We start from the raw sequence: 25796 nt of genomic DNA, 5'->3' as shown, positions 1-25796 counted from the left end.
TTAAAATTCCAAACTATCTACGCAAACTCGCCATGAAATTTGGCGCGCTACTTTTGGGCTGCTTTGACGCTAAATTTTAAAATTCCAAGCACAATTTTGCGCGGGTCACCACAAAATTTTACGCGCCGCTTCTGCGGCACATTGCGTAGGTCGCGTCATAAACTATCGTGGCGGCTACGCGTCAACCGTCTCGGTTTATAATTTTAAAATTCCGCGGCGCGATTCGGTGCGGCTACGCTACGGCGCCTTTGCCACGCGCACCGATCGCCATGTGGGTTGCCGCGGTCGCGCCGAAGGCTGATTGTCGCTACATACTTTGACCTTCCTCTATCTAAACATAAAATTTTAAACTATCGCTGCAAGGCTAACGGATCGCGGCAAGTTCGCTATGAAATTTTGCCCGTCGCTTTTAGACTGCTTCAGCGCCAAATTTTAACTTCCATGCTATCCATCCGCTTTGCAAAATTTAAAAATTTAAAATTTTTAGCTGATTGAGCGCTATCACTACGATCGCGACTGGCGCCACGAAGCGCAGCAGCACGAAATACCACAGCTTAAAGCCCATTCGTCCCATATATGGGCGCAGTAGAATTTCGACGGCTCGTTTTTTGATCACGAATCCTACGAAAATCGCCACGATTATGCCGCTAAGAGGCATTAAGATATTCGAGGTTAGGTAATCAAGCACGTCAAAAAAGCTCTTGCCACCTAGGCTAAAATACTCGCTCGTGCCCCCGTAATAACCCAAAATGCAGCATATCCCTAAAACATACGTCACGGTAAAAACTAAAAGCGAAGCGCGCTTGCGGCTTAGCTTGCGGGAGTTTACGAGATAATAAATCGCAGGCTCCAGCATCGAAATTGCAGAAGTAATCGCCGCAAATAATAGTGAGGTGAAAAATAAAAAGGCTAGGATGTTTCCGATCGCACCGAGCTTTGAAAAAAGTACCACCAGCGAGACAAACACTAGCCCCGGACCTTGCGCTTTGGGATCGCCGCCGAATTCAAAGATGAAAGTAAAGACGATAAGTCCCATCATCACGCCGATTAGGACATTAATGCAGACGATATTTATGCTTGAGGTTAGGATATTGGTGCGCGCAGGCAGGCTTGCAGCATAGGTCATAATCGTAGTAACGCCAAGCGAGAGCGTAAAAAACGCAAGTCCTAGCGCCGAAAGAACGCTATCCTTATTAAGCTTGGAAAAATCTGGCACTAGCAAGAATTTTGCGCTACGTCCGAATCCATCGAAACTCGCGGCGTAAATTAGCATCAAAACCAGCAAAATAAATAGCGCGGGCATCATCCAGACATTAAGTCGCTCGATGCCGCTTTTGACACCTTTAGATACGATGAAAAAGCAAAACGCCGACGCTATGGTAAAGCACACCGCTACGCTTAAAAAATCACTACCTAAAAGCGCTTTAAACGCTGCGCCGCTTTCATCTATGCTTTTTGGCAGATACAAGGCGCTTGAGACTACGTATTTTAGGATCCAGCCCATTACGACGCTGTAAAAAGCATAGATCAAAAGCGCACTAATCATAAAAAATCCCGCGTATTTCCATGCGCCTTTGTATGAGGGCGCGAGCTTTTCAAATGCGCGCACCGGATCACTTTCGCTTAGCCTGCCGATGACGATCTCGGCTAAAAAAATCACGAAGCTAACCAAAAGCGTCAGCAAAAGATATAGCAAGATAAATGCGCTGCCGCCGTTGGTGCCTACTAAAGTGGGGAATTTCCACGCATTACCGAGCCCCACGGCACTGCCTGCGACTGCGAGAATGAAGCCGATTTTGCTAAATTTATCATTCATATTATGCCTTGTAGCGGAATTTTAAAAGGCAATATTAGCAAAATCTAGCTTAACTCGCCAAGCTAGCCGAGTGGAATTTAGGCAAACCCGCTATAATGCCGCGAATTTTAAAGGAGATAAAATGAAATCGATAAAAGAAGTGATGCTCTCTCGCCACAGCTGCCGTAAATTTTGCAGCTATAAACTAAATAGCGAGCTCGTGCGCGAGATACTTGATCTTGCGCGCTTAAGTCCCAGCTCATGCGGATTAGAGCCTTGGAGGATGATGATAATCTCGGATCCTTGCGAGCTAAAAGAGCTTTCCGTAGCCTGTAACAGTCAGCCGCAAGTAGCTGAGTGCTCGCACGCCGTGATTTTAATCGCGCGTAACGATCTGCGCGTGGGCGAAGCGTATTTAGAGCGCACCGTCCGCCGCCGCGCAAATACTCCGCAAAAATATGAAGCTGCGATGAATTATTTCCGCGCGAAATTTGCGGACTTAGACGACGAAGCGCTGATGAACTACGCGACCAAGCAGCTTTATATCTTAGCGGCAAATATCGCTAATATTGCCGAGGGCTTTGACGTACGCTCGTGTATAATGACCGGCTTTGACGCCGCGGCTTTGGAAAAATTTTGCGCTTTAGAGGCGAAATTTCGTCCTGCAATCGTCGTGGTTTTGGGGCGTGGTGAGCCTAGCAAATACCCGCACACGCGCTACGGGCTGGATGAAATTTTAATCTCTCGCAGCGGCAGCGAAAAAAGATAAAATGGGTCGCTTCTGCTTGTAAAGCTAGGCGCGAGTTTCGTTTATTAAAAGCATCATTTTGCGAAATTTTATCGGTTTAAAAGTGCGATAGCGTTAAAATGCGCTTAAAATTTCAAAGGATAAACATGCAAGTCAAACTTCTAAATTTCACTCCGCTTTGGGTCTGCTCAAACGCGATCCGCACCTGCTGGCAGAGCTTTGAGCGCGGCGATCGCGGCGGCGCCAAAGACCTAGCGCTAATAGATCGCGTCGGCAACCAGCTCAAGCACTCAAGCACGCTTGAGCACCTCTACTACAACTTCTACATCAGCGGCATCTCTCGCGCGCTGCTTCAGGAGCTGGCGCGCCACCGCCTAGCAAGCCTTAGCGTAAAATCCACTCGCTACACGCTAAAGGAGCTGCGCGGCGAGAATAGCTTCGCGCAAGGGGACTTCGAAAACGCCGCGCGATACATCGTGCTTACGGGCAATGAAGCGGTCGATAACGCAAGTATCGCGGCGCTTGAAAATCTGCGCGTAATCTTACAAACTCCAATCAGCCTTGATATCGCCAAATACTGCCTGCCCGAGTGCTACAAGAGCGAGCTTAGCTGGAGCATAAACGCGCGCAGCTTGCAAAACTTCCTCGCTCTGCGCTCTAGCAAAGCCGCACTTTGGGAGATCCGCGAGCTTGCGGGTAAAATTTACGAAGCGCTGCCGCAGGAGCATAAATTTATATTCCAAAGCTGCATGGCGAGCGGAGAGAAGATGCAGGACGAGGGGTAGCGAGCGAAGTAAAATTTTGATATAAGGGGCTTGCGATGATAAAACTTACGCAGATGAGAGCGGCTTTTGAAAAAGAGGAGCCGGACGCACTTTATCTGAGCTACCTGGGATGGGTAAAAACCCTAATTCCGTTTTGGAAGCAGGCCGCTGCGAGGATCGCGGAGCTAAGCGGCACGGCGGGTGAAAAAAGAGACAAACATCTGCGAGCTATCGACAATTCTTTGCAGCTTTTGCAGGCTTGGCGATTTAAAAAGATAAAATACGTGCAAGCAAGAAGAAAAGAGATCGATAGCGCCATAAGTTTTATTCGAAACGGCGCCTTAACGCAACAGGCATGCAGATACGCCTTCGCGCCCGTTTGTAGAAATTTAGCGAGCATTTTACGCAGCTTTTTATACGTTTCGACTTTCGGCTATTCGGACGAGCAGCTTCCGACCGTATTTGCTCAAAATATTTACGGCATTGCGCTGTGCCATACCCTCTTTCCTTTTGATACAAGCGATTTTGTGTATTATCTTCCGCGCGAAAAATCTATCCACACCGAAAACCCCGCCGATTTGGATAACTGGCATTTGATGATGAGCGAGGCTGGCAAGGTTTTGAAGATTACGGAGCTCACCAAAGAGGTCAATAATCAGGCTCGTAAAATTTACGAAAACTACAAAACGCCGTTTGAATGGAAATACGACGAGGGGGTTTGGGATTTGGAATTTGAAAATGTTTCAAAAAGGCTGCATTATGCGGGCTTACGGGCTTTTGCAGGTCTGAGTAAAGCGGAATAAAGCTCGCGAAATTTTAACCGCTTTTGAAATTTCATTCGCGGGCGGTAAAATTCTGCGAGTTTTTAATGCGGGTAAAATTTAAAATTTATTTGAGCGGGTTTTCAGCGGCCTGCGGTATCAAAATTTAGCCGCCGCGCATTTTACGACTTGCGGCGCCGAGAATTGCAGCGGCGGCAAAACGAAAGCTTGGGCGAGCTATAAATTTAAAGGACGGATCATGAAAAATCTAGCGCTTGTGATGTTTAGCGGACAGACGCACCTCGATTTTGTGGGATTTTACGATTGTATGCTAAGGCTCAAAGCCGTCCGCCCGCAGCTTGAGATGAGGTTTTGCTCGCGCGAGCGGCAGGTTTCGGATAGCGGCGGCCTTACGATCGATGCGGGCGAGATCACGACGGATCTAGGCGGCTTTGATGCGGTTTTTGTGCCCGGCGGTATGGAAACGCGACGCCTTAAAGACGATGCGGGCTTCATCTCGTGGCTCGCGACCGCGCGCGATGCGAAGTATAAGTTTAGCGTTTGCACCGGTTCGCTGCTTCTGGGCGCGGCGGGGTTTTTGCGAGGTAGGCGCGCGACCACGCACCCGTTTTGCTACGATCTGCTGGCGCCTTACTGCGCGGACGTGGTGCACGAGCGGCTCGTGCGCGAGAGCCTGCCCGAAGGAGGCGAGATCATCACCGCAGGCGGCGTGAGCAGCTCCATAGAACTCGGTCTTTGCGTGATCGAAAAATTTGCAGGCGTACAGGCGCGAGAGGCTGCCGCTGCGGCGATGGATTATCCTTATTATGGCTTTAGAAGCAAGCCTGTGCGATGAAATTTTAAAAGTTACAAGAAGCGGCGGAGTAAAATTTTAAGACCGCAGCGTTTTTAAGTGAATAAATATCGATACGATGGACTTGAGATGAAATAGGAGATCACAAAGACAGAATGAAACCGGCTCAAATTTTATCGCTGCTTTCGCATATAGCTTTCGGGTCACTTATAGGTTAAAATTCAGAGATAATAACCCGTGGGAGTTTGCAATCGCGCTTTTTGCCTACGCGATTTTATTTGCTTTTTATCCGCAGACCCTGTTTAACGATAATAAAAAGACGATCGCCCTGCTGCTGTTTATGGCGCTTTTGATCGTGATCGTGTAGCGGCAGGCTATACTTAGTAAATCGGCGGGATCGGTTGCGGCGGCGGTGCGATTCGCCTTTGATTGCGGCGGCGCACGAGCGATATTATTTTTAAAATTTATTGTAAAATTAGAGCGTTAATTTATTAAAATTTAAAGGGTCGGTATGCAGATAAACTTAGACGACGTGAAGATCGAGAGCGGCTGGAAAGAGGCGCTTAGAGAGGAATTTTTAAGCGAGTATTTTGCGAAGATCAAAGAAAACCTGCTCGCCGCAAAGGCGCGCGAGATCGTCTATCCGCCGGGAAATTTGATCTTTAACGCCTTCAATCTCACCCCGTTTGAGCGGGTGCGCGCGGTGATTTTGGGGCAGGATCCCTACCACGGCGCGCATCAGGCGATGGGGCTTAGCTTTTCGGTGCCGCAAGGCGTGCGAATTCCGCCCAGCCTCGTAAACATCTACAAAGAGATTAAGAGCGATCTGGGTATCAGCGAGCCTGAAAGCGGCGATCTGAGCTACTGGGCAAAGCAGGGCGTGCTGCTGCTTAATGCGAGCCTTAGCGTGGGCGCGAACCGCGCGAACTCACACAGCGGCTTCGGCTGGCAAGCTTTCACCGACGCCGTGATTAAAATTTTAAGCGCGAGGCGGCAAAATTTGGTCTTTATGCTGTGGGGAAATTTTGCCAAAGCCAAATCGGCGCTGATCGATGCGCAGAAGCATCTCATTTTAACCGCCGCGCACCCCAGTCCGCTTGCAGGAGGGGCGTTTTTTGGCTGCAGGCATTTTAGCAGATGCAACGAATATCTGCGCGCGCACGGTCTGGGAGAGATCGATTGGGATCTAAATCACGGCGCAGATTAAATGTATTTTAAATGAAATTTGCGTAAAATGCGCCACAAAATTTCAAAGGTAAAGAAATTTTAAAAAATGTCGAAAGGAGAAGTGAGCGAATAATATACGACCGGCTTAAGAGGGCTTGCCGAAGCGACGCAGATGCGTGGCTAGGCTAATCATTGTAATTAAAGGAACGATATGAAAAAGATAATTTTGGGAATTTTATTGCTATTTACAAGTAGTGTAGTGGCAAATACCCTATCAGAGATCAGGCAATCGGGCAGTGTGCGCGTAGGCGTATTTGAGGCGCAACCGCCTTTTAGTAAATTTGAAGACGGCAAATTTCAAGGATTTGAGGTGACCCTAGCCGAGGCGCTATCAAAAGATATATTCGGTGGCAAAGCGGGCAAGGTGGAATTCGTGCCCGTAAAGGCTAGTGAGCGTTTAAAAGTGTTGGAAGAAAATAAAGTAGATATGGTGCTTGCGACCTTTACGATCACAAATGAGCGTAAGCAGGTGGTCGATTTTACGACGCCGTATTTCGCAGTAAATATCGGCGTGCTAACCCGCGCGGGCGATAGGATCAAAACCGTATCCGATCTGCACGGCAAACCGATCATAGCCGAAAGCGGCACCACTGGCGAGGCGTATTTTAGAAAAGAGGGCTTTGACGTCATAAACTGCGCTACTGCAAATGAATGCTACAAGATGTTAAAGGAAAATAAGGGCATCGGCTACGCGACCGACAACCTGTTAGTTTTGGCTTATGCCGTCATCGATAGCGATACTGAGGTAAATATCAAGAATTTAGGCCCTTCGGAGTTTTTGGGCGTTGCCGTGCAGAAGGGCAACAAAGAGCTACTGGACTTCTTAAATGGCGAGCTTATCAAGCTAAGCAAAGAGGGCTTTATGAAAAAGACTTACGATGAGACGATAGAGCCGTATTACAAGGGCACTGCGGAGAAAAAATATTTCTTACTGGATGATCTTTATAGCCTATTTTAGGCGGGCATAGCGGTACGGCTCGCCTGCATTTGCTTGCAGTAAGCATAGCTGTGTGCTCTCGCTAGGTAAAATTTAAAAGGCTCGCATAGCCTTGCTATTTTGTCCGACTTTGCGAGCTTGGTTTAGATTGTAAGATTTTACTAACGCGCCGTTGCAGAATTTATAAAATTCCATAGAATTTCGCAGCGGCGCGCTATTTTTATGGCGCTAATAGACGCACAGAATTTTAAGCGAAGCGCTAAAATTTAATGAGAGCGGGCGGAGCTTGGCGTAAAGACGGTAAAATTTAAAAAGCCTCTATCATTATGTTTAGAAATTTTAGTTGCGAAATTTTATTGCTAAGCCCGTAATTTAGGGAATAATTTCGGTTCAGGTAAAATGAAATTTTAAGAAAATTTACATTACAATTACGAAAAATTTAAAATTCAAGGAGGAAATTATGAAAAAGTCATTTTTTCTTATTCTATTGTCGGCGATCTTTGTTTTTGCGAATTCCTTAAGCGAAATAAAGCAAAGCAAGGTTATCAGAGTGGGCGTTTATGAAAATGAGCCGCCTTTTAGCAAGTCAAGCGAGAAAGGCTTTGAAGGCTTCGAAGTCGAGCTTTCCAACGCGCTAGCCGGTAAAATTTTCGGTAACAGCGGCGGTCGTATCGAGCTTATCCCGGTAACTAACGAGGTGCGTTTTCCGATGCTGCAAAACAATCAGGCAGATATGATAATCGCAGCCGCAAGCATCACCGAAGAGCGCAAAGGTAGCGTAGATTTTTCAATGCCGTATTTTACGGTGAATTTGGGGATTTTAACGAAAAAAGACTCAAATATTCACAAAATAGGCGATCTGATGGGCAAAAAGATCGGTATCATCCGCAAGACTACCGGCGAAGCGTATATCAAAAAGGACGGCGGTTATAATGTTTCTTATTGCAACGATTCGGTCGATTGCTATAGGAGATTAAAAAGTGGCGAGATCGATGGGTATTGCAACAACAACCTTTTTGTAATGGTCTATCCGATCGTAGATCCTGCAGTCGAGGTCAATATAAAAAATTTAGGCGATAATGTATTCTTGGGCGTCGCGGTGCAAAAGGGTAATGCGGAGCTGCTAGAAGCGATCAACAAAGGCTTGATTGCGCTTAGCAAAGAGGGCTTTTTCAAAAAGGCTTACGAGGATACTTTCGAATCTTTCTATAAAGGCACCGTCGATAAAAAATATTTCCTACTCGACGATCTTTACAGCTTTTTTTAATAAAAAAGGAATTTAAAATGAAAAAATCACTGTTTTTAATTCTTTTATCTTGCATCTTTGCGCTTGCGAATTCTTTAAGCCAAATAAAGCAGAGTAAAGTCATTCGTATCGCTGTCTATGAAAACGAGCCTCCATTTAGTAGAGTTACGGATAACGGCTTTGAGGGCTTTGACGTGGAGCTTGCTAATGCAATCGGAGGCAAAATTTTAGGCGATACCGGCGGCAGGATCGAGCTCATACCGGTATCGGCGCAAGCGCGCTTTCCGTCCATTCAAAATAATCAGGCAGATATGCTTATCGCGGCTGCAAGCGTTACTGAGGAGAGAAAGAAAAATTATGAGTTTTCGATGCCCTATCTTTCGGTAAATTCCGGAGTTTTAACCAGAAAAAGCGACAATATCCAAAAAATGAGCGATCTGCGAGGTAAGAAAGTAGGCGTCATTCGCGGCTCGACTGGCGAAGCGTTTATGCAAAAGGACGGCGGCTACAATCTAGTGTATTGCAAAAATTCCTCCGATTGCTACAAGCGGTTAAAGAGCGGCGAGATCGACGGCGCGTGCGACGATAATCTATTTGTGATGGTCTATCCGGTCGCAGATCCTAGCGTCGAGGTTAATATCAAAAGTCTTGGCGAGAACGTATTTTTAGGCATCGCGATGCAAAAAGGCAACTCTGAACTTGCAGAAGCCGTCAATCAAGCGCTCATTTCGCTTAGCAAAGAGGGCTTTTTCAAAAAAGCGTATAACGATACTTTTGAGCCTTTCTACAAAGGCACCGTCGATAAAAAATACTTCCTTTTAGACGACATATACAGCTTCTTTTAGAATTTTAAATTTTGATTGCGGGTCGGGATTTGAAGCTTCGCGGCTTTAAATTTTAACCCGCGCATAACCGGCGTGTCATTAAAATTCCATCTCAAAATTTTGTCCTAAAATCTCATTTGAAATTTTATTAGTCCCGCCGCCGCGTCGAAGCCCGGCGTACACACGGCGATCGCAATCTTTGGTATTTGCAAGTATTTACGGCGCGCAAAATTAGATCGAGCTAAGCTTTAAAATTTACTCCTAGCCCTTGGAATTTTTTAAATCCTCCATACGCTCCTGCTGCGCCTGCACGAACGCGCTGTATCTGATAAAAAGATAATCTTTGATCTCAAAAATCATCAACGTAAAAATCGAAGGCAGCGTGAAAAATCTAATCGTCATAAATACCAGATCAAGCGCGCTTAGCTCATCCTCGCTCGCTCGATACCCTCCCGAGCTTGCGGTTAAAATCCCATGTAGCGCCTCGTAGTTGTAAAGGATGAAAATCGTCACGAAAAGCGTCGAGAGCTTCGATACGATCTTATTCATGATCTGCGCCACGTCCTCATCGGCGATCACCGACATCGCAAACCACACGAGGGTGAAAAACAGCGGAAAGACGATGTTAAAATTTAGCGAGTTATCAAGCTTTTGTGCGCCCGTCACCGCGATGATCGCAAACACCGCCGCAAAGGGGATTACAAATAGCGCGAAGGTCATCGCCGATTTTATCGCCTTAAAAAAGCTATACGTAAGCAGGGGCGCGCCCAAAGCGAGCAAAAAGATCGTCAGCGCGTAGTTTGCTTTGGCAAAATCGTATAGGTTAAACAGTGCAAATACCGATGCTGCTGCAAGTAGTGGCACGCTTAGTTTAAAGAGCGCCCCATATTTGGCGTAAGCGTGCGACACGACGGCGTCGAGCTTGCTAAATTTGACGTTTAAGCTTTGCGCCCTGATGAAAAACAAAATGACGAATTTGACGATTACGTTTGGGCTCATACGCACCTTTCCGTTTAAATTTATAAAATTTTATCCACGCTAGATTTGCGAAATTTTATCCGCGGAGCCTGTCCGTAGAATTAGGCTTTGCCGACGGCTTATGCGGCCTGCGTTAAAATTTCATCGCGCTCTCGCTGCGTTGCCATCTTGCCGCCTTGTAGGCTCTGTCTTTTGGCTACGTGAGGCGGACCTGCGCGCTTTGGCTTGCATAGCGTCTCGTTAGCAAGCCCTCTATGTTACAGCGTGTCGCAGCAGCGCTCATTCGGCTCGGCGCGCGATACTTGCTTGCGGTATCCGCGTCGTGTCCGCGCATGAGAGCTTTGCGCCGCTAAAATTTTATCGGCTCTTAGCTCTATGCGATACGTCCTGCGCGCCGCGATAGAATTTTGCGCGACGCAAGGACCTATCGGGCTTGGCTTTGCGCTGCATTGCAGCAAAATTTTAAAATTTGCGCCGCAAAGCACTCGCCTTGTATTGGCCTGGGATGCGGCACAAATGATTAAATTTTAACCGCACCGTCGCCGAGCCGTTTTAAAGCTCAAACGAATTTTTGAGCCGCTACGATACGTGAAATTCCAAAAATCGCGCCTTAGCGATCAAGCCCGTTCGCGCTTGCTTGTGAGCCATGCAAAAAGCGGCGCACTTGCGCCCTTCGCCGCGCCCATGCAAAAGCAACGCGTCCCTTGCTGCTCAAAGTCTATTTCCGCTCGCTCGCGCCGCCCGCCAAACCGAGGCTAAGAAGCGCGCCGCCTCACATCCAATCTAAAATTTGCGTGATCTCGGTAGCGTGGAAAATTTTAAGCCCCTGCGCGTTTTGCGGCTTCATCGGGACGATTGCGTTTTTAAATTTCTGCATCGCAGCTTCTTTCAGGCGCGCATCGAGGTTGAAGATCTCTCTGATCTCGCCGTTTAGGCTCACCTCACCGATGAAAACGCTTTCTTTGCTGATTGGGCGGTTTTTGAAGCTGCTTACGATCGCCGCGACGACGGCTAGATCGCACGCCGTTTCGGTGATTTTTACGCCGCCGCTGACGTTTACGAAGACGTCGTATCCGCCAAGCCCGATCTCAAGCTTGCGATCAAGCAGCGCCAGAAGCATATCGAGGCGGTTTTTATCAAAGCCCGTAGCGCTGCGCTTCGGATAGCCGCTCTCGCACACGAGCGCTTGGATCTCCACGACAAGCGCGCGCGTACCCTCCATCGTGATCGTAATCGCCGAGCCGCTTACCGCCTTGCCGCGCGTGAAAAATTTACTCGCGACGTCCTTGGCGCTTACGAGCCCGTGCGGCCCCATCTCGAAAATCCCCACCTCGCTCGTAGCTCCGAAGCGGTTCTTAAAACCGCGTAAAATTCTAAGCTGCTTGCTCGCATCGCCCTCGAAATACAGCACCACGTCCACCATATGCTCTAGTATGCGCGGGCCTGCGATCGAGCCTTCTTTGGTGATGTGGCCGATGATGAAGATCGAAACCCCGCGCGCTTTGGCAAGTCGCATCAGCTCAAACGTGATCTCGCGCACCTGCGTGATAGAGCCCGGCGCGGAGGGAGCTTTGTCACTAAAAAGCGTCTGGATGCTGTCGATGACGATAAACTTATAATCTCTGCGCTCCACCTCTTCAAGCACGGCGCCCAGATTGATCTCGGTGAGCAAAAACAGCTGCTCGCTTATCGCGCCAAGCCGCTGCGCGCGCATTTTGATCTGGCTGGCGCTCTCTTCGCCGCTTACGTAAAGCACGGCGCGGCCGCCGCTTGCTAAATTTGCCGCGATCTTAAGCAGCAGCGTGGATTTTCCGATGCCCGGACTGCCGCCGATTAGCACGAGCGAACCCTCTACGACGCCACCTCCGAGGACTAAATTTAGCTCGCTATCCTTGGTGTCGATGCGCGAAATTTGCTCGATCTGTATCTCGCTGATCACTTTGGCGCTTGCGGACGAGGTGCGGGCAAGCTCGCCCTCGATTTCTTTTAGCGCTTTGATCTGAGCGGGCTTGAGCTCGACGAAGCTATCGAATGCGCCGCAGTCGGGGCATCTGCCGAGCCATCTGCTTTGCTGATTGCCGCAGTGTTGGCACTCAAAAATCGTAGTTTTAATCTTCGCCATCTTTATTCCTCGTTCATTTTTGCTTAAATTTAGCCTTGAATTTCGTGAAATTATACTTAAAATTTTTAAAATTTTAGCCGCCTTGCGCGCCGCTTGCGGGATCAAAAATCGTAAAAAAGCTAATTTTTAGTTAAATTTCGGCTAAATTTAAATATGTTTTAAACATTTGTAACTACAATATAAGTTTCAAATCCAGCAAGGAAGGTTTTAAGATGAAGGGCAAGCTTAGTAGAAGCCAGTTTTTAACGATATCGCTTACGCTGTTTGCGATGTTTTTCGGTGCGGGAAATTTTATTTTTCCGCCGGGCTTAGGCAAGGATTCCGGACAGAATTTTTATATCGCGATAATGTTTTTTTGCGCTACGGCGGTGCTTCTGCCGGTGCTCGGCGTCGCAGGCATTGCGCGCGCCAAGGGGCTTCAGAGCCTGGTACGCCGCATAGATCCCGTGTTTGCGATCGTTTTTACCGCGCTTTTATATCTTACGATCGGGCCGCTTTTTGCGATACCGCGCGCGGCAAATATGCCTTTTGATATCGCGATTAAGCCTTTTATTGCGGAAGAGCGCCTTCAAATTTGGCTATTTGTTTATTCTGCCGCATATTTTGCGCTGAACTATTACATCTGTATGAACCCTTCAAAGCTCGTCGATCTGCTAGGAAAATACCTTACGCCGATACTTTTGGCGCTTATTTTGCTGCTTTTCGGCGCGGGATTTTTATTTCCTATCGGAAGCTTCGTCGCTCCTAGCGGCGAGTATGTCGATCACGCCGCAGCAAAGGGCTTCGTAGAGGGCTATCAGACGATGGATGCGCTTGCGTCGCTGGCATTCGGCATCATCGTAATTAACGCCATCAAAGCAACCGGCGTAAGCGACGAAAAGCACCTTGTAACCTCCACGATAAAAGCGGGAATGATGTCGGGCGTCATACTGATGACGATATATTTTATGCTGGGCTATCTGGGCGCGACCTCCGCGGAGCTTTTCAAAGATACGCCGAATATCAACGGAGCGGAGCTTCTGTCGCGAGTAAGCGATCATTATTTTGGAAGAATTGGCGTCGTGATCCTAGGCAGCGCGTTTTTCCTAGCCTGCATCACCACGACGCTGGGTCTTATAAGCTCGGCTAGTGAATACTTCGAAGAGCTTACGAAAGGCAAGATCAAATACAAAACCTGGGCGATCGCTTGGTGTGTGATCGGCTTTGGAGTCGCAAACTTCGGCCTTACGACCATCATCAAGGGCTCCATCCCCGTGCTCGTCGCCATCTATCCGATCTCGATCATGCTGATAATCCTCTCGCTGATTAATCCGTGGATCGATTCGAGCAAGCTGATTTACCGCGCCTGCGTCTATGTTTGCGTCGTCGAGGGCGTTATAAACGGACTTGATATTTTGGGGATTTCGGTGCCGCTTGTGACGTCGTTTGTGAAGATGATGCCGTTTTACGATTCGATGCTCGGCTGGATCGTGCCTAGCACCTTGACCTTCGCCGTGACCTACGTGCTGCATCTGATCTTTGAAAAAAGAGACGATAGTTTTTAAATTTAAGAGCTATTTTAAAATTTAGCCGGGCTCTACGGGGCTCGGTACACTTCTAAATTTTAATTCGCCGCCGAATTTAATCTCACATATTTTTTGCTGGAATTTTGACATATAAAATAAGCCGCCTTCAAAATTTAACTTAAATTTACGATAAAATTATCAAAATAAAATTTTAAAAGCAAGGGTGTCAAGATGGGTAAGCGGGATGAGGCGCTAAGCTTAGCGCGAGATTTTGAGCGCGACGGCTTTAGAGTGCCCGGTTTATACGAGCGGTTTTGGCGGCTGCAAGGGGATGCGGCGGCGTATTTTACGCTAGCGGACAGCCTGCTGCGCGGGCGGCAAGAGGGCGGCACGCTACTAAAGGACGCTATGGGCTACGTTGGCGAGGAGGATTTTAAAGCTTTGATCGCTACGGCGGTTGAAATTTTACGCGAGGAGGCGGCAAAGGGGCGCGAAACGCAGCAGAGCAAAAGCGCGATCCAGACCGAAGAGGATGCGCGGGCGGACGAATGCAGGGGTGAAAGCGCATGGCAACGCGGCAGAGATGAAAAGAGCGCACGCTGGAAAAACGCCGAAGAGGTCATCGCAGCGGTAAGTCTCGAGTTTGCGCCGCTTTTGCACCCATATCTTGGCGAGCTTTTTAAATTGCAGCCGAACGAGAGCGCGTATTACGCGGAGTATCCGTGGCGCGGGCTTAGTTACGAGAGTTCAAAGTTCTGGCGCGAGAGGCTTGCGGATCCGCAGACGAGCAAAGATAATAAGCAAAAAATTTTTAGCTGCCTGCTGCAAACCCGCGATCCGCGAAACGTAAAATTTGCCTGCGAGTTCGCGCTTGCGGAGGATTTTTTCGATCGCCCGTGCGATTTGCTCGAATATATAGGCTACTGGCTAGAGGCCGTGGGATTTACTTTTGAGCGCGCAAAATTTTACGCAGACGGCGTAGTACAAACGGCAGCGGATGAAATTTTAAAAATGAATGCAGCCGAATGCGGCGGCGCCAAACAAACCCAACCTAGCGAGCGCGATCTATCGCAGATGTCAAACGAGCCGGGCGGCGCTACTTCGGCATCGTTGCAAGCGGATGAGTGCGACGTATCGCGCAAAAATTCAGATGAAGCGTGTGATGCGGCAAGTGCCGTTAAATTTAACGCTGGCGAGTTAAAATCGGCAGCGAGCCAAAATTTTAAAGCGTGCGCGGCTGAACACGACTCTAAATTTAACTCAAACGAGCCAGCCGCCGATAAATCACAAAAAGCGCCGAACGATGAAATTTGCTTTGGCGGTGAGAAATTCAGGCTCAAAAGATACTGCAGTCAGCGCGCGTATCACATAATCTTTCCGCGCGGCTATTTCGGCGCGCCCTACGCGCCGCATCTGGCGAAGCACCATCCGACCTGGCGGTTTGAGGGCGGCGAGGCAGGATATAAGCTCGGCGGGGTTTTGGACGAGGCGGACGGCGATGCGCAAAATCCGCTATTTCATCTCATCGCGCTTGATCCGCTGCCCCGCGACTTACCCGTGCGATCGCTGCCGCGCCTAATCCTCGCCGCGCACGTCAGAGAGATAAACGAAGGCGAGATAGTCTTTTACGAGCACGACGCGCAGGGTATGCCGCGGCGTATCGGCGAAAGGACGCATGTGGAATACGTGCAGGACGAGCCGATAAAGGAGTGCGAGGTCGCGCTGGCGCCTACGCCCGCGCGCTAGGCGGCTCAGGACTGGGGGATGTCAAACAGCAGGCAAAACCTCGCGCGCATCGGCGGCGAGCCTTCGTGGATACAGGGCGCCTTGGTGCCGACGTGCCCGATATGCGGCGAAAAGATGGAGTTTTGATGCAGCTTGACAGCGAGCTTCCAAGCTGCGAGCAAGGCGGCGAGGTGATGTTCGGCAGCGGCGGGATTTTGTACGTGTTTTGGTGCGAGCGGACGCGGGTGAGCGGGTTTTTTATGCAGTGCACGTGAGTGAAATTTTGGAAAGATGCGCAAATGGACGGACGGATGATCACGGCGAAAATAAAAAGAAAGGGCGGTATTTGGTATTTTGACGATTATTTTAAGTCGCTTCGCGAGAATGAAAACGAAATAGCAAAGCCTATCAGGCAGTTTGTCTTGGATCCGAAAAGGTATCTGTTTAATGCGAAAGAAACCCTTCACGACGCCGTTTTGACTGAATTTAAATTTGGCATTTTAAAAAACGAAGATAGACTGACGATGAAATTTTTATCGCCCTACCGAGATAGAAATTTTAAATTTGTTTTTAAAAACGTCCTAGCCGTCCGCTTCAAAACGGACGACAAGAGCTTTAAAAATAACGATCTGATAGTTCATCAATTTTCGCTAAAGCGAGGAGGCGTTTGCGAGTATGATTTTATCTTTGCGAGCAAGCAGAGGATAACCGTAAAATTTAAGCGGCTTGAGATCATTGAAGAATTCTTGTAAACGCACCGCGCTACGGGCGGCGGCATTCTATGTGTTTTGGTGCGAGCGGACGCGGGTGAGCGCGTTTTTTATGCAGTGTACGTGAGTAAAAATTTTGTAAAATTATAAAACGAAAATCGTAAAATTCTAAGATAATCGAGCGGCAAAATTTGCCGAGCATTTCGGCGCGTAAAATTTAAGCTTGTTCGGCGAGAATATGTAAATTTACGCAGAGCCTAAGCGTAAATCCCATCCACAAGCGTTTCTACGAACTCATCCGAGTTAAATTCCGCCAAATCTTCCATCCGCTCGCCCACGCCGACGAAAAGTATCGGCAGTCGCAGTTCGCGCGCTATGGCGAAAAGTGCGCCACCTTTGGGCGTGCCGTCGAGCTTCGTGATGATGATGCCGTCGAGCTTTACGATCTCGTTGAACGCCCTAGCTTGCGCGACGCTATGATTGCCCTGAGTGGCGTCGAGCACGATGATTTTGCGGTGCGGTGCGCCGCTTTTTGCGCGGTCGCAGATGCGCACGATCTTCTCTAGCTCTGCGGCTAAATTTTTCTGGTTTTGCAGGCGTCCGGCGGTATCGATCAGGACGCGATCTATGTTTTTTGCGCTTGCCGAGCTTACGGTGTCAAATGCCACAGCAGCGGGATCGTGCCCCTGCGCGGTCGCTACGATCGGTAGATTTAGGATCTGCGCCCATTTTTTTAATTGCTCGACCGCTCCTGCGCGAAAGGTATCGCATGCGCCTAAAATTACGCTCTGGCCGCTATTTTTATATAAATTTGCAAGCTTTGCGGTTGTTGTAGTTTTGCCCGCGCCGTTTACGCCGATGATGAGCTCTACGAAGGGCTTCTCATCTGCAGCTTTAGCGATCTCGTAATCGAAATAGCTCTTCAAAACGCCCTTGAGATCATCTTTTGCGACTAGCTTTTTTGCGGGAAGTTTTTCTAAAATTTCTTCCACGAGCTCGTAGCCTACGTCGGCTTCAAGCAGCATCTCTTCTAGAATTTCTTTTGAAATTTTATCTTCGCTTTTTGCACCCCGCATCGCCTCTATGGTCTTGCTAAGCCCTTTTTTAAAAAATTCGAACATCAGAAAATTTTCTCCAATTCGGTCATTAAAATTTCTTCCGGCATCAGCCCGAAATACTGCGCGCTAAACTCGCCCTTTTCGTCGTATATCGCCATATACGGCACTTCGTTTATGCCACCTAACGCCTTTGTAAAAAAATCCGTTCCTTCGCCGTAAGCGATCGCGTAATTTACCTCGTGCGCGCTTGCGTAATTTTTTGCATCGTCTAAATTTGTATCACCGATCATCACGCCGATTATGTCAAGCTTGCCGGAGTAGGCTTGTTTGGCGGCATTTAGCGCGCTTACCTGCACGGCGCAGGCATCGCACCACGGCGTAAAAAACGCAAATAGCGTCACGGTGGAGTTGTTGTCGATGTTAAAACCCTGTTTTGTCTTTTGCATATTTAAAATTTTGCCGTTACTAAGCTGAAGGGTAAAAGGAGCGGTATAATCGACTTGGATCACGGCTTCGGTTTCGGGCTGTGGCTGCGTGGTGTTGGCCTCGGTCGGGGTATCGCTTGATTTTTTATCCTCATCATCGCCGCAACCCACAAGAAATAAAACAGCCGTAAAAAGCGCTAGAAAAAAACGAAATTTCATAATAAACCTTAAAATTTAATCGCAAGATTATACAAAAACTAGCTAAAATAAGCGTTAAAATTTTATAAAAGGCTTAAGCTATGCAAAAGAATGAATTTAGAAAAATTTGCAAATCTCGCCTAAAATCCCATGCCGCGCGCGCGGCTAGATGCGAGCATTACGCACTTTTATGGCGGCTGGAGCGGCTGATAAAATTTTTAAAAGCGCGTAAAATTTTGATATTTTTGCCGATGAGCTACGAGCCGAACGTTTTGATTTTAAGAAAAAAGCTATCAAAAAGCTGCGAATTTTACGTTCCGTTTATGGTGGATATTAGCTTAAAAATGGTAAGATTGCGCCAGCCTTTTAAAATTTCGCGCTTTGGGCTGCGGCAGACGCTTCCACAAAACGGGTATTTTAAAAAGGTCGATCTAGCCGTGGTTCCAGCTATCGGAGTGGATGGCGCAATGGCTAGAATAGGACATGGGAAAGGATTTTACGATATGTTTTTTTCAGGTCTGAAGCTTAAGCCCGCAATCGCGTTCGTGAGTATAAAAGACTGCTTTTGCAGCGAAATTTTATCGCTTGATCACGACGTAAAGGGTGATTTTTACATAACTCCGAGCCAAAATTACCTAAAAAGAGGAAAGTATGATAGAGATTTTAATCGCCTTGTGCGCTCTTGCGGTGGGCGCTGGCATAGGATACTTAGTAGCTAGAAAAATCAATAACGCCAATTACGATTTTTTCGTAGAACAAGCCAAAGCTAAAGCTAAAGCGATAGAATTTGAAGCCGAGGGCATCTTGCGAAATTCTAAAATTTCGGTGCAGGAAGCGGAGTTTGAAGCTAAGAAAAAATACGAAGATAAGGCAAGCAAACTGCAGAAAGAATTTAACGTTAAATTTGACGAGCTCGGTAAAAAGGAGCACGCGCTTCTAACCGAGCAAGAGATTTTAAAAGACAGCAAAAAAGAGCTCGAAAGTGCCAAAAAAGAGGCGAAATTCCTCTATGAAGAGGGCTCAAATTTAAAGAAAAGCTATGAAGAGAAGCTGGCTGAAGCGCTTAAAGTTTTGGAGCGCGTGGCAGGCTTTACACAGGATGAGGCGCGCGCGCAGGTGCTTAAAAAAGTCGAGGAGCAAAGCCGCACCGACATCGCTCACATCGTGCGAAAATATGAAGAGGAAGCCAAAAAAGAGGCGCGAAAAAAGGCAAATTATATTTTAGCGCAGGCTACGTCACGCTTTGCAGGCGAGTTTGCCGCCGAGCGACTTATCAACGTCGTAAATATCAAAAATGACGAGCTTAAAGGTCGCATCATCGGCAAAGAGGGGCGCAATATAAAGGCGCTTGAGATGACTCTTGGCGTGGACGTTATCATCGACGATACCCCAAATGCGATCATCGTAAGCTCTCACAACCTCTACCGTCGCGCCATCGCCGTTCGCGTCATCGAAACTCTTATCGAGGACGGCAGAATTCAACCTGCGCGCATCGAGGATATCTACAAAAAAGTAAGCGACGAATTTGAAGCTAGCATCGCCGAAGAGGGCGAAAATATTGTAATGGATCTGGGTCTTAGCAAAATTCATCCTGAAATTTTAAAACTTATCGGTAAGCTTAAATTTCGCGCCAGCTACGGACAAAACGCCCTTACGCACAGCCTTGAGGTCGCGCATCTTGCGGGTATCATCGCCGCAGAAACGGGCGGAGATCAAAAGCTAGCCAAGCGAGCGGGCCTACTTCACGATATCGGCAAGGCGCTAACTCACGAATACGAGGGCTCGCACGTAGATCTGGGCGCTGAGGTTTGCCGCCGCTACAAAGAGCATCCGGTGGTGATAAACGCTATCTACGCCCACCACGGTCACGAGGAGGCTACCAGCGTGGAAAGCGCCGCAGTCTGTGCCGCAGACGCGCTAAGTGCTGCGCGCCCGGGCGCTAGACGAGAGGTGCTAGAGAGCTATCTAAAGCGCGTTAGCGATATAGAGGCGATCGCGATGAGTAAAACGGGCGTCAAACAAGCCTATGCGATCAACGCAGGTCGCGAGATCCGCGTCATCGCAAACGCCAAGCTTATGAACGACGATGAGGCGGTTTTGGTCGCCAAAGAGATCGCTTCGGAGATCCAAGATAAGGTTCAATTCCCAGGCGAGATCAAAGTTAACGTCATACGCGAGCTTCGCGCGGTCGAGATAGCCAAATAAGGAGTGTGAAATGAAAAAATTTATAATCGTTTTATTTTTGCTTTTTAGTGCGGCATTTGCCGATGATGAGCTCATCATCAACAGCGCAAGCGCCTATTCGTCGGTAATGCGCACGAACGCACAGTATAAATACCTAGCGCAGCAAGCCCGTGCGATAGTGATCTTTCCGAGCGTCAAAAAGCTAGGCTTCATAATAGGCGGGATGTACGGCGAGGGGATCATCATCTACAATAATGACGGCGCGCGCAGCGTAAGCGGCGCAGAGATCAGCAGCGCCAGCATCGGACTTCAGATCGGTTACGAGGATAATTATTTAGTCATTTTCGTGATGAACGACGACGTGATCGAAAAGATGCGAAAATCCCAAATCACGCTCTCGGGCGATGCGACGGCGGTCGCCGGCAATTACAGCGCGGACTCGGGCGCCATAGACGTGTTAAATCAGGATATGTACGTCTTTACGAACAAGGGCGGGCTGTTTGCGGGAGTGAGCCTGGGCGGTTCGGTGCTGGAGACCAAAAATGACCGCGCTTTTGATCCAAATACTGAGGGCTATGCACTTTTGATGCGAGTAATCGGCGCAGATGAGTAAAATTTAGCTAAAGGTGCTAAGGCGCATAGCTTAGCGAAAAATTTTGCTTTATGGGCGTTTTATTAGCGGCTTGGAATTTTGCTCGCGTAATTTCTGCAGAATAATAGACTTGGGTGCGTAATTTTATTGCAATTCGCGGGGTGGGAGGCATTTGAGGATATCGCGTAAATCCTGCGTAATTCGCAACTTACTTTGAATTCTAAAGAAGTCGAAATTTTGTCATTAAATTTAGAATTGCAAAATTTTAACGCTAAATTTTGCGGAGATTTTGCTTGATGCAAAAAATTTATTTTAGAATTTCGCTTGATATTTTGCGGCGAAATTTTATATTTCGCGACAGCCGCGCAGAATTTTAAATTTAATGTCGCAGCAAAATCAAGTGGCGTCGTGGGGCGTTAGAGTGAAGCTTTCGCGCCGAATTTTAAAGCTGCTTTAGTCAAAATTTATAGAATTTTATACGATCTAATGAAAGGATTCGATGGAATCGATGTTTGCAAACCTCCATACATGGGGGTATCTGATACTGTTTTTGTATTCGCTGGGCGGAGGATTTTTGGCGCTTGCGGCAGCGGGCGTGCTAAGCTCGGCCGGCGAGCTCAATATCGTCTTATGCATCGTAATCGCCTGCATATCGAACTTCATAGGCGATTCGGGGCTGTTTTTAGTAAGCCGCTACAACAAAAAAGAGATCATGCCCTATCTGCGCAAACAGCGCCGAAACCTCGCTCTGGCGCAGATTTTGTTTCGTAAATACGGCGACCGCATAATTTTAATCAAAAAATTTATCTACGGCCTCAAAACCCTCGTACCGATCGCGATCGGCATCACAAAATATTCGTTTTTAAAATTTAGCGTCATCAATGCCGTAAGCTCGCTCATTTGGGCGCTTGTGGTGGGATTACTGAGCTACTATGCGGGCGATTTCGTGCGTGAGCTCTATGCGCATGTCAAGGACGCGCCGTGGATTGCTCCGCTGGCTCTAGGCGCGGTAGTAGCGGCGATCGTGCTCTATTTTCGCTTCGCGACCCGCAAAAGAGGCTAGCGGTGGCAAAAAAGCTGATCCCGCTCGCAATTTTCGCAGCACTTCTTTTGGTGCTAAATTTGATCTCCAATTCGCGCAGTCCTACGACTAAAGATGAGCGGATTTTTACCTCCAAAACCCTGGATGCCGCCTCGCGTAAAAGCGGCGCGCAAGATATCAAAAGCGGCACCGATCGCGAAATTTCAAGCTCCAAAAATCCAGAAAGCGGCGCCGACGCAAAAAATGAGAGCGGTGCAAGAAGCGCAGACGGCGGAGCAGACCTAGGAGATTTAAAATTTCATCCGCGAGAAAACGAGCGCGCCGTGGCAGATTCTAAAGACGAGGCGGACGTCCACAGGCGGCACAGCGCAGATTACGAAGCTTCGCACTCGCAAAATCCAGACGTAAATTCTAAAAATCAGCTCGCGGATGAGCCCTGCATAAGCAGGGAGTGCGTGAGCGCCCATATCCGCCGCACGGGCACTTTGCCGCAAAATTTTATCACGAAAAAGCAGGCCGGCGAGCTTGGCTGGCAGGGCGGCGATCTGTGGAAATACGCGCGCGGCAAGAGCATCGGTGGCGATCGTTTCGGCAATTTCGAGCGCAGACTACCTGATAAAAAGGGGCGGATCTGGCGCGAGTGCGACATCGAGTATCGCGGCGGCGCGCGCGGCGCGAAGCGGCTGATATTTTCAAATGACGGGCTGATCTTCTACACCGCCGATCATTACGAAAGCTTCGAGCGCGTGCAATGAGTTTAAATTTTAAAACGTGCCGCGGCGCAAAGATCATCATCGACGGCGCAAAGATCAGACGCAAAGATCAAATTTTCGCGCTGTTTGCCGCAGCGCTAAATTTCGAGCCCGAATACGTCGCAAATTTAGACGCGCTCTATGACGCGCTGGGCGAGCGGGGCGGGCGGGTCTGCGTGATTATCAAAAGGGGCGGAATTTTAAAGCTAAGGCTGGGTAAATTTTATGATATTTTGCTGGATGTATTGCGCAGCGGCAAGGCGAAAATTTTAATACTATAAGCTCTCGCGACAGCTTATTATGGCTTCAAAGCCAAATTTTACCGAGCCTAAGACGAGTTTATTTCGCCGCAGTTTCGATCGCGCCGTTAAAATTTCCTAAATTTAGATCTAAATTTTAGAGCTTATCAAAAGAGGCGATTTTAGAAATTTCTCTCACAAAGCTCACGCGGTCAAATTTAAACTCAAGCCCATACTGCCAATCTTTGCGGCGCGGGTTTTTAAACTCGTAAAGCTTAACCGTCTCCGTTTCAAATTTAATCTTAAGCGCGAGATACCAGCAGTCCCAGATCCCGCACGGACAGCCCAGTAGGACGACATCCCGCTCATCTTGCGCCAAATCGGCTTCAAGCGCCGTGCGCAAAAATAGCTCCTCAAAATCGATCAAGCTTAAGTAGGCGTAGCATCCCGCGATGCTAGCCTGCCCGTCCTTTGCGGCAAAGCTTTGCTCGCGCCGCCTAATTAGCTCGAGCAGAGGCTCGCCGTTTATCGCAACGACGACTTCGGTAAAGCTTTCACCCTCAATTTCGTAATCGTTTAGGTAAAATTTAATGCTATCCATGCGGCAATCTCGCTAAATTATCTATTTCGCGCCGTATTTGCACCGGCCTGCTAAAATTTCGTCGCAGTTTAGCGAATTTGAAGTGAAATTTGGTTGAAAATCAAAAATTCGCCGATAAAGCGCAGATCAAATGGATATTTCGTAAAATTTAATGATTTTGAACTCGCGGAGCTTGCTTTCGGTGAGCACAAACTTAAATTCGCAAAAAAGCTCAATTTGTGTAGATGAAAGAAGCGAAAATAAAAGGTTAAATTTCATCACAGATCAAAGAGGTCGAAACGAGAGTTAAATTTCGCTATGGATAAAGAAGTCGAAATTAGAAATGAGGGGTTAAATTTAATTCGCTTTTCAGGGCACTTAAATTTAACCCCGCCGCGGCTACATCATTTCGCCGCTTTTGTGCTCGTGCTCGGTGTAAGTTACCGGAATATCCTTCTTGCCTTTTCCCGGTGTATACACTCCCTCTCCACGTTTGAAAAGAAGCTCGATGCCTTCGGCGTTCGTAAGCATTATACCGCTTGCGGAAGCCGCGCGTTTAAGATTATGCTTTTTGCCTTTTTCGTCGGTTAACACGCCCGTTGCGAACATATCGTTCGAGCTAAGGCTGATGCGCTTATCCCCGGTCTCTCCTAGCAGAAATACGATCGTATGCGCTACAGACTCTTGCTTTTGCTGCGGAGCCGTATCGGCCTTAGGTTGGCTGCATCCGCTTAAAATCGCGATTGCCGCTAATGACGAGAATACAATTCGTCTCATTTTTTCTCCTTTAAAAAAAGTTCGCGAATTATATAGCCAAAAAGTAAATCCTAAATTTCGCGACTTTTTATTTAATCAAAGATTAACCCAAATTTAGTAAAATTCCAGCTGAAAACATCCCAAATAAGGAGAACCTTATGGCAGTAAAAATCGCAATCAACGGCTTTGGAAGGATCGGTAGGTGCGCGGCTAGAATTGCGCTAAGCAGGGACGATGTAGAGCTTGTGGCGATCAACGATACCGCTAAACGCGAGCTTACGAGATACCTGCTTCAATACGATACCGTTCACGGCGAGTTTCGTAAAAAAGTAGAAATTCTAAGCGACGAATGCATAGCCGTAGACGGCAAAAAGATCCGCGTCTATTCCACCAGAGAGCCTGCGGAGCTTGATTTTGCCGGCGATGGTGCAGAAGCTGTGCTTGAATGTACTGGTGCGTTTTTAACGAGCGAAAAATGCAAGCCATTCATAGATAACGGTATCGGCGTAGTCGTAATGAGCGCGCCTGCCAAGGATGATACGCCTACTTTTGTAATCGGCGTTAATGAGGGCGCTTATGCAGGACAGCGCGTCATTTCAAATGCTAGCTGCACCACTAACGGCCTGGCTCCGATTGCAAAAATTTTAGACGATGAGCTTGGCATCGAAAAGGGTCTGATGACGACGATTCACGCCTATACACATGGACAGAGTCTAGTCGATGTAAAAGCCAAGGACTTTCGCCGTTCACGCGCCGCTGCTCTTAATATTGCTCCGACTACGACGGGCGCGGCAAAAGCGATTAGTAAGGTACTTCCACAGCTAAGCGGTAAGATGCACGGACAATCGGTGCGCGTGCCGGTGGCTAACGTTTCGATGGTTGATCTAACAGTGCTAACGCGCAAGCAGACGAGTGCCGAGGAGCTAAATGAAATTTTCCGTCGCTATGCCGCTAAAGAGATGAAAGGAATTTTGCTCGTAGACGACGATAGCCGCGTTAGCAGCGATTTTTGTACTTCAGAATACTCCAGCATCGTAGCTAGCGACTGCACGCAGGTAATTGACGGCAATCTGATAAAAGTGATGAGCTGGTATGACAACGAGTGGGGATATAGTGAGCGCCTCATCGATTTAGCCCTATATGCGGCACAAAGAAGGAAATAAGATGGGCGAAATTCTTTCGATTAAAGATTTGAAATTTAAAGACGGCGCGCGCGTTTTTATCAGGTGCGATTTTAACGTGCCGATGGATGAGTTTTGCAATATTACGGACGATCGTCGCATTCGTTCGTCTATCCCTACTATCAAATATTGCTTAGACGAGGGCTGTGCGGTAATTTTGGCCAGTCACTTAGGGCGCCCGAAAAACGGATACGAAGAAAGACTTAGCCTAAAGCCTGTGGTAAAGAGGTTATCTAGGCTTTTGGAGCGTGAGATAAAATTTGTCTCTGATGTCGCGGGCGAGGAGGCAGGAGCTGCGGTAAATTCGCTTAAAAAGGGCGAAGTGCTTCTACTAGATAATCTGCGCTTTGAAAAGGGCGAGAGCAAAAATGATGAAGCACTAGCTAAGAGGCTTGCGAGCTACGCGGAATTTTATATCAACGATGCTTTTGGCGTATGCCACCGCGCGCATGCTTCGGTAGAGGCGATTACGAAATTCTACGATGAGGCGCACAAGGCGGCGGGATTTTTGCTGCTAAAAGAGATAAAATTTGCCAAAGACCTTATTAAAGATCCTGCACGTCCTTTTGTAGCCGTAACGGGCGGCAGCAAAGTAAGCGGCAAGCTTCAGGCGCTTAAAAATTTACTTCCTAA

General features: G+C 48.0%; 28 protein-coding genes. 20 read left to right on the top strand and 8 right to left on the bottom strand.

Going from position 1 to position 25796, the window contains the following annotated elements; genetic code table 11:
* Window positions 1-466: 466 nt before the first annotated feature.
* The gene (locus Q0144_RS04660) at window positions 467-1816 is read right to left on the bottom strand and encodes a sodium-dependent transporter (RefSeq protein ID WP_298062137.1); all 1350 of its coding nucleotides are present in this window, start codon (window positions 1814-1816) and stop codon (window positions 467-469) included.
* Window positions 1817-1937: 121 nt separating this feature from the next.
* On the opposite strand from Q0144_RS04660, the gene Q0144_RS04655 reads away from it, so the two are divergent.
* The 8 genes from Q0144_RS04655 to Q0144_RS04620 all read left to right on the top strand — a co-directional run bounded on the left by Q0144_RS04655 (window position 1938) and on the right by Q0144_RS04620 (window position 9137).
* Entirely contained in the window at window positions 1938-2564 is a 627-nt protein-coding gene (locus Q0144_RS04655; RefSeq protein WP_298062135.1) for a nitroreductase family protein, read from the top strand.
* A gap of 125 nt (window positions 2565-2689) precedes the next feature.
* Window positions 2690-3328: an FAD-dependent thymidylate synthase gene (gene thyX, locus Q0144_RS04650; RefSeq protein ID WP_298062133.1), complete on the top strand. Its 639-nt coding sequence runs from the start codon at window positions 2690-2692 to the stop codon at window positions 3326-3328.
* A gap of 35 nt (window positions 3329-3363) precedes the next feature.
* On the top strand, window positions 3364-4110 hold the full coding sequence (locus Q0144_RS04645) for a hypothetical protein (protein ID WP_298062131.1): 747 nt from the start codon (window positions 3364-3366) through the stop codon (window positions 4108-4110).
* Window positions 4111-4327: 217 nt separating this feature from the next.
* Complete coding sequence (locus Q0144_RS04640; protein ID WP_298062129.1) at window positions 4328-4924, top strand: DJ-1/PfpI family protein; 597 nt, start codon at window positions 4328-4330, stop codon at window positions 4922-4924.
* A gap of 469 nt (window positions 4925-5393) precedes the next feature.
* Window positions 5394-6089, top strand: a complete 696-nt coding sequence (gene ung, locus Q0144_RS04635; RefSeq protein ID WP_298062127.1) for a uracil-DNA glycosylase — start codon at window positions 5394-5396, stop codon at window positions 6087-6089.
* Window positions 6090-6260: 171 nt separating this feature from the next.
* Window positions 6261-7067, top strand: coding sequence for a transporter substrate-binding domain-containing protein (locus tag Q0144_RS04630; protein WP_298043369.1), 807 nt, complete (start codon window positions 6261-6263; stop codon window positions 7065-7067).
* Between the two features lie 439 nt (window positions 7068-7506).
* Window positions 7507-8313: a transporter substrate-binding domain-containing protein gene (locus Q0144_RS04625; RefSeq protein ID WP_298062125.1), complete on the top strand. Its 807-nt coding sequence runs from the start codon at window positions 7507-7509 to the stop codon at window positions 8311-8313.
* Between the two features lie 17 nt (window positions 8314-8330).
* Window positions 8331-9137 carry a transporter substrate-binding domain-containing protein gene (locus tag Q0144_RS04620; RefSeq protein ID WP_297962229.1) on the top strand — a complete coding sequence of 269 codons (807 nt, stop codon included), beginning with the start codon at window positions 8331-8333 and terminating at the stop codon, window positions 9135-9137.
* 240 nt (window positions 9138-9377) lie between these two features.
* Here the strand turns inward: Q0144_RS04620 and Q0144_RS04615 are convergent, their stop codons facing one another.
* The 3 genes from Q0144_RS04615 to radA all read right to left on the bottom strand — a co-directional run bounded on the left by Q0144_RS04615 (window position 9378) and on the right by radA (window position 12216).
* Window positions 9378-10115, bottom strand: coding sequence for a hypothetical protein (locus Q0144_RS04615; protein WP_298062123.1), 738 nt, complete (start codon window positions 10113-10115; stop codon window positions 9378-9380).
* A 236-nt stretch (window positions 10116-10351) separates the two neighbouring features.
* Window positions 10352-10579: a hypothetical protein gene (locus Q0144_RS04610; RefSeq protein WP_298062121.1), complete on the bottom strand. Its 228-nt coding sequence runs from the start codon at window positions 10577-10579 to the stop codon at window positions 10352-10354.
* Window positions 10580-10866: 287 nt separating this feature from the next.
* The gene (radA, locus tag Q0144_RS04605) at window positions 10867-12216 is read right to left on the bottom strand and encodes a DNA repair protein RadA (RefSeq protein ID WP_298062118.1); all 1350 of its coding nucleotides are present in this window, start codon (window positions 12214-12216) and stop codon (window positions 10867-10869) included.
* A 212-nt stretch (window positions 12217-12428) separates the two neighbouring features.
* Here radA and brnQ point away from each other — a divergent pair, with 212 nt between their 5' ends.
* The 4 genes from brnQ to Q0144_RS04585 all read left to right on the top strand — a co-directional run bounded on the left by brnQ (window position 12429) and on the right by Q0144_RS04585 (window position 16198).
* Window positions 12429-13760, top strand: coding sequence for a branched-chain amino acid transport system II carrier protein (brnQ, locus tag Q0144_RS04600; RefSeq protein WP_298062116.1), 1332 nt, complete (start codon window positions 12429-12431; stop codon window positions 13758-13760).
* 192 nt (window positions 13761-13952) lie between these two features.
* Window positions 13953-15467 (top strand): hypothetical protein, encoded by a 1515-nt coding sequence (locus tag Q0144_RS04595; RefSeq protein WP_298062114.1) that lies wholly within the window; start codon window positions 13953-13955, stop codon window positions 15465-15467.
* Between the two features lie 125 nt (window positions 15468-15592).
* The gene (locus tag Q0144_RS04590; RefSeq protein ID WP_298062112.1) at window positions 15593-15721 is read left to right on the top strand and encodes a hypothetical protein; all 129 of its coding nucleotides are present in this window, start codon (window positions 15593-15595) and stop codon (window positions 15719-15721) included.
* Between the two features lie 24 nt (window positions 15722-15745).
* Window positions 15746-16198: a hypothetical protein gene (locus Q0144_RS04585; RefSeq protein WP_298062110.1), complete on the top strand. Its 453-nt coding sequence runs from the start codon at window positions 15746-15748 to the stop codon at window positions 16196-16198.
* A gap of 215 nt (window positions 16199-16413) precedes the next feature.
* On the opposite strand, the gene ftsY is transcribed toward Q0144_RS04585, so the two are convergent.
* Window positions 16414-17277, bottom strand: coding sequence for a signal recognition particle-docking protein FtsY (gene ftsY, locus Q0144_RS04580; protein WP_298062109.1), 864 nt, complete (start codon window positions 17275-17277; stop codon window positions 16414-16416).
* Window positions 17277-17858, bottom strand: coding sequence for a TlpA disulfide reductase family protein (locus tag Q0144_RS04575; RefSeq protein ID WP_298062107.1), 582 nt, complete (start codon window positions 17856-17858; stop codon window positions 17277-17279). The genes ftsY and Q0144_RS04575 overlap by 1 nt, the downstream gene beginning before the upstream one ends.
* An 80-nt stretch (window positions 17859-17938) precedes the next feature.
* Between Q0144_RS04575 and Q0144_RS04570 the strand changes: the two genes are divergently transcribed.
* The 6 genes from Q0144_RS04570 (at window position 17939) to Q0144_RS04545 (ending at window position 22688) form a co-directional block, all read left to right on the top strand.
* Window positions 17939-18556: a 5-formyltetrahydrofolate cyclo-ligase gene (locus tag Q0144_RS04570; protein ID WP_298062105.1), complete on the top strand. Its 618-nt coding sequence runs from the start codon at window positions 17939-17941 to the stop codon at window positions 18554-18556.
* Window positions 18489-20042, top strand: a complete 1554-nt coding sequence (gene rny / locus Q0144_RS04565; RefSeq protein ID WP_298062104.1) for a ribonuclease Y — start codon at window positions 18489-18491, stop codon at window positions 20040-20042. The genes Q0144_RS04570 and rny overlap by 68 nt, the downstream gene beginning before the upstream one ends.
* A 10-nt stretch (window positions 20043-20052) precedes the next feature.
* On the top strand, window positions 20053-20634 hold the full coding sequence (locus Q0144_RS04560) for a lipid-binding SYLF domain-containing protein (protein ID WP_298062102.1): 582 nt from the start codon (window positions 20053-20055) through the stop codon (window positions 20632-20634).
* A 478-nt stretch (window positions 20635-21112) separates the two neighbouring features.
* Window positions 21113-21676 carry a DedA family protein gene (locus Q0144_RS04555; RefSeq protein ID WP_298062099.1) on the top strand — a complete coding sequence of 188 codons (564 nt, stop codon included), beginning with the start codon at window positions 21113-21115 and terminating at the stop codon, window positions 21674-21676.
* Window positions 21677-21678: 2 nt separating this feature from the next.
* Window positions 21679-22410: a ribonuclease domain-containing protein gene (locus Q0144_RS04550; RefSeq protein ID WP_298062097.1), complete on the top strand. Its 732-nt coding sequence runs from the start codon at window positions 21679-21681 to the stop codon at window positions 22408-22410.
* On the top strand, window positions 22407-22688 hold the full coding sequence (locus Q0144_RS04545; protein WP_298062095.1) for a barstar family protein: 282 nt from the start codon (window positions 22407-22409) through the stop codon (window positions 22686-22688). The genes Q0144_RS04550 and Q0144_RS04545 overlap by 4 nt, the downstream gene beginning before the upstream one ends.
* A gap of 115 nt (window positions 22689-22803) precedes the next feature.
* On the opposite strand, the gene Q0144_RS04540 is transcribed toward Q0144_RS04545, so the two are convergent.
* Both Q0144_RS04540 and Q0144_RS04535 read right to left on the bottom strand, forming a co-directional pair.
* Window positions 22804-23247: a hypothetical protein gene (locus Q0144_RS04540; protein ID WP_298062093.1), complete on the bottom strand. Its 444-nt coding sequence runs from the start codon at window positions 23245-23247 to the stop codon at window positions 22804-22806.
* Between the two features lie 378 nt (window positions 23248-23625).
* Window positions 23626-24003, bottom strand: coding sequence for a hypothetical protein (locus Q0144_RS04535; protein ID WP_298062091.1), 378 nt, complete (start codon window positions 24001-24003; stop codon window positions 23626-23628).
* 137 nt (window positions 24004-24140) lie between these two features.
* Between Q0144_RS04535 and gap the strand changes: the two genes are divergently transcribed.
* Together gap and pgk are read left to right on the top strand one after the other, a co-directional pair.
* Window positions 24141-25145: a type I glyceraldehyde-3-phosphate dehydrogenase gene (gap, locus tag Q0144_RS04530; protein WP_298062089.1), complete on the top strand. Its 1005-nt coding sequence runs from the start codon at window positions 24141-24143 to the stop codon at window positions 25143-25145.
* A 1-nt stretch (window position 25146) separates the two neighbouring features.
* Window positions 25147-25796 (top strand): phosphoglycerate kinase (pgk, locus tag Q0144_RS04525; protein WP_298062087.1); only part of this gene is annotated, 650 nt, incomplete at its 3' end.

The organism is uncultured Campylobacter sp., assembly GCF_938045345.1.
Taxonomy (GTDB): Bacteria; Campylobacterota; Campylobacteria; order Campylobacterales; family Campylobacteraceae; genus Campylobacter_B.
Note: the sequence above shows the minus strand (reverse complement) of the source record. Positions and strands in the feature narration are given on the sequence as shown.

What these genes read in the sequence shown, in the direction of transcription:
- Q0144_RS04655 (WP_298062135.1), top strand. Translation starts at nt 1,938, where the DNA reads ATGAAATCGATAAAAGAAGTGATGCTCTCTCGCCACAGCTGCCGTAAA.
- Q0144_RS04625 (WP_298062125.1), top strand. Translation starts at nt 7,507, where the DNA reads ATGAAAAAGTCATTTTTTCTTATTCTATTGTCGGCGATCTTTGTTTTT.
- Q0144_RS04620 (WP_297962229.1), top strand. Translation starts at nt 8,331, where the DNA reads ATGAAAAAATCACTGTTTTTAATTCTTTTATCTTGCATCTTTGCGCTT.
- radA (WP_298062118.1), bottom strand. Translation starts at nt 12,216, where the DNA reads ATGGCGAAGATTAAAACTACGATTTTTGAGTGCCAACACTGCGGCAAT.
- ung (WP_298062127.1), top strand. Translation starts at nt 5,394, where the DNA reads ATGCAGATAAACTTAGACGACGTGAAGATCGAGAGCGGCTGGAAAGAG.
- ftsY (WP_298062109.1), bottom strand. Translation starts at nt 17,277, where the DNA reads ATGTTCGAATTTTTTAAAAAAGGGCTTAGCAAGACCATAGAGGCGATG.
- Q0144_RS04540 (WP_298062093.1), bottom strand. Translation starts at nt 23,247, where the DNA reads ATGGATAGCATTAAATTTTACCTAAACGATTACGAAATTGAGGGTGAA.
- gap (WP_298062089.1), top strand. Translation starts at nt 24,141, where the DNA reads ATGGCAGTAAAAATCGCAATCAACGGCTTTGGAAGGATCGGTAGGTGC.
- Q0144_RS04560 (WP_298062102.1), top strand. Translation starts at nt 20,053, where the DNA reads ATGAAAAAATTTATAATCGTTTTATTTTTGCTTTTTAGTGCGGCATTT.
- Q0144_RS04645 (WP_298062131.1), top strand. Translation starts at nt 3,364, where the DNA reads ATGATAAAACTTACGCAGATGAGAGCGGCTTTTGAAAAAGAGGAGCCG.
- Q0144_RS04615 (WP_298062123.1), bottom strand. Translation starts at nt 10,115, where the DNA reads ATGAGCCCAAACGTAATCGTCAAATTCGTCATTTTGTTTTTCATCAGG.
- Q0144_RS04585 (WP_298062110.1), top strand. Translation starts at nt 15,746, where the DNA reads ATGGACGGACGGATGATCACGGCGAAAATAAAAAGAAAGGGCGGTATT.
- rny (WP_298062104.1), top strand. Translation starts at nt 18,489, where the DNA reads ATGATAGAGATTTTAATCGCCTTGTGCGCTCTTGCGGTGGGCGCTGGC.
- Q0144_RS04545 (WP_298062095.1), top strand. Translation starts at nt 22,407, where the DNA reads ATGAGTTTAAATTTTAAAACGTGCCGCGGCGCAAAGATCATCATCGAC.
- thyX (WP_298062133.1), top strand. Translation starts at nt 2,690, where the DNA reads ATGCAAGTCAAACTTCTAAATTTCACTCCGCTTTGGGTCTGCTCAAAC.
- Q0144_RS04535 (WP_298062091.1), bottom strand. Translation starts at nt 24,003, where the DNA reads ATGAGACGAATTGTATTCTCGTCATTAGCGGCAATCGCGATTTTAAGC.
- Q0144_RS04575 (WP_298062107.1), bottom strand. Translation starts at nt 17,858, where the DNA reads ATGAAATTTCGTTTTTTTCTAGCGCTTTTTACGGCTGTTTTATTTCTT.
- Q0144_RS04595 (WP_298062114.1), top strand. Translation starts at nt 13,953, where the DNA reads ATGGGTAAGCGGGATGAGGCGCTAAGCTTAGCGCGAGATTTTGAGCGC.
- Q0144_RS04590 (WP_298062112.1), top strand. Translation starts at nt 15,593, where the DNA reads ATGCAGCTTGACAGCGAGCTTCCAAGCTGCGAGCAAGGCGGCGAGGTG.
- Q0144_RS04640 (WP_298062129.1), top strand. Translation starts at nt 4,328, where the DNA reads ATGAAAAATCTAGCGCTTGTGATGTTTAGCGGACAGACGCACCTCGAT.
- brnQ (WP_298062116.1), top strand. Translation starts at nt 12,429, where the DNA reads ATGAAGGGCAAGCTTAGTAGAAGCCAGTTTTTAACGATATCGCTTACG.
- Q0144_RS04660 (WP_298062137.1), bottom strand. Translation starts at nt 1,816, where the DNA reads ATGAATGATAAATTTAGCAAAATCGGCTTCATTCTCGCAGTCGCAGGC.
- Q0144_RS04630 (WP_298043369.1), top strand. Translation starts at nt 6,261, where the DNA reads ATGAAAAAGATAATTTTGGGAATTTTATTGCTATTTACAAGTAGTGTA.
- Q0144_RS04570 (WP_298062105.1), top strand. Translation starts at nt 17,939, where the DNA reads ATGCAAAAGAATGAATTTAGAAAAATTTGCAAATCTCGCCTAAAATCC.
- Q0144_RS04555 (WP_298062099.1), top strand. Translation starts at nt 21,113, where the DNA reads ATGGAATCGATGTTTGCAAACCTCCATACATGGGGGTATCTGATACTG.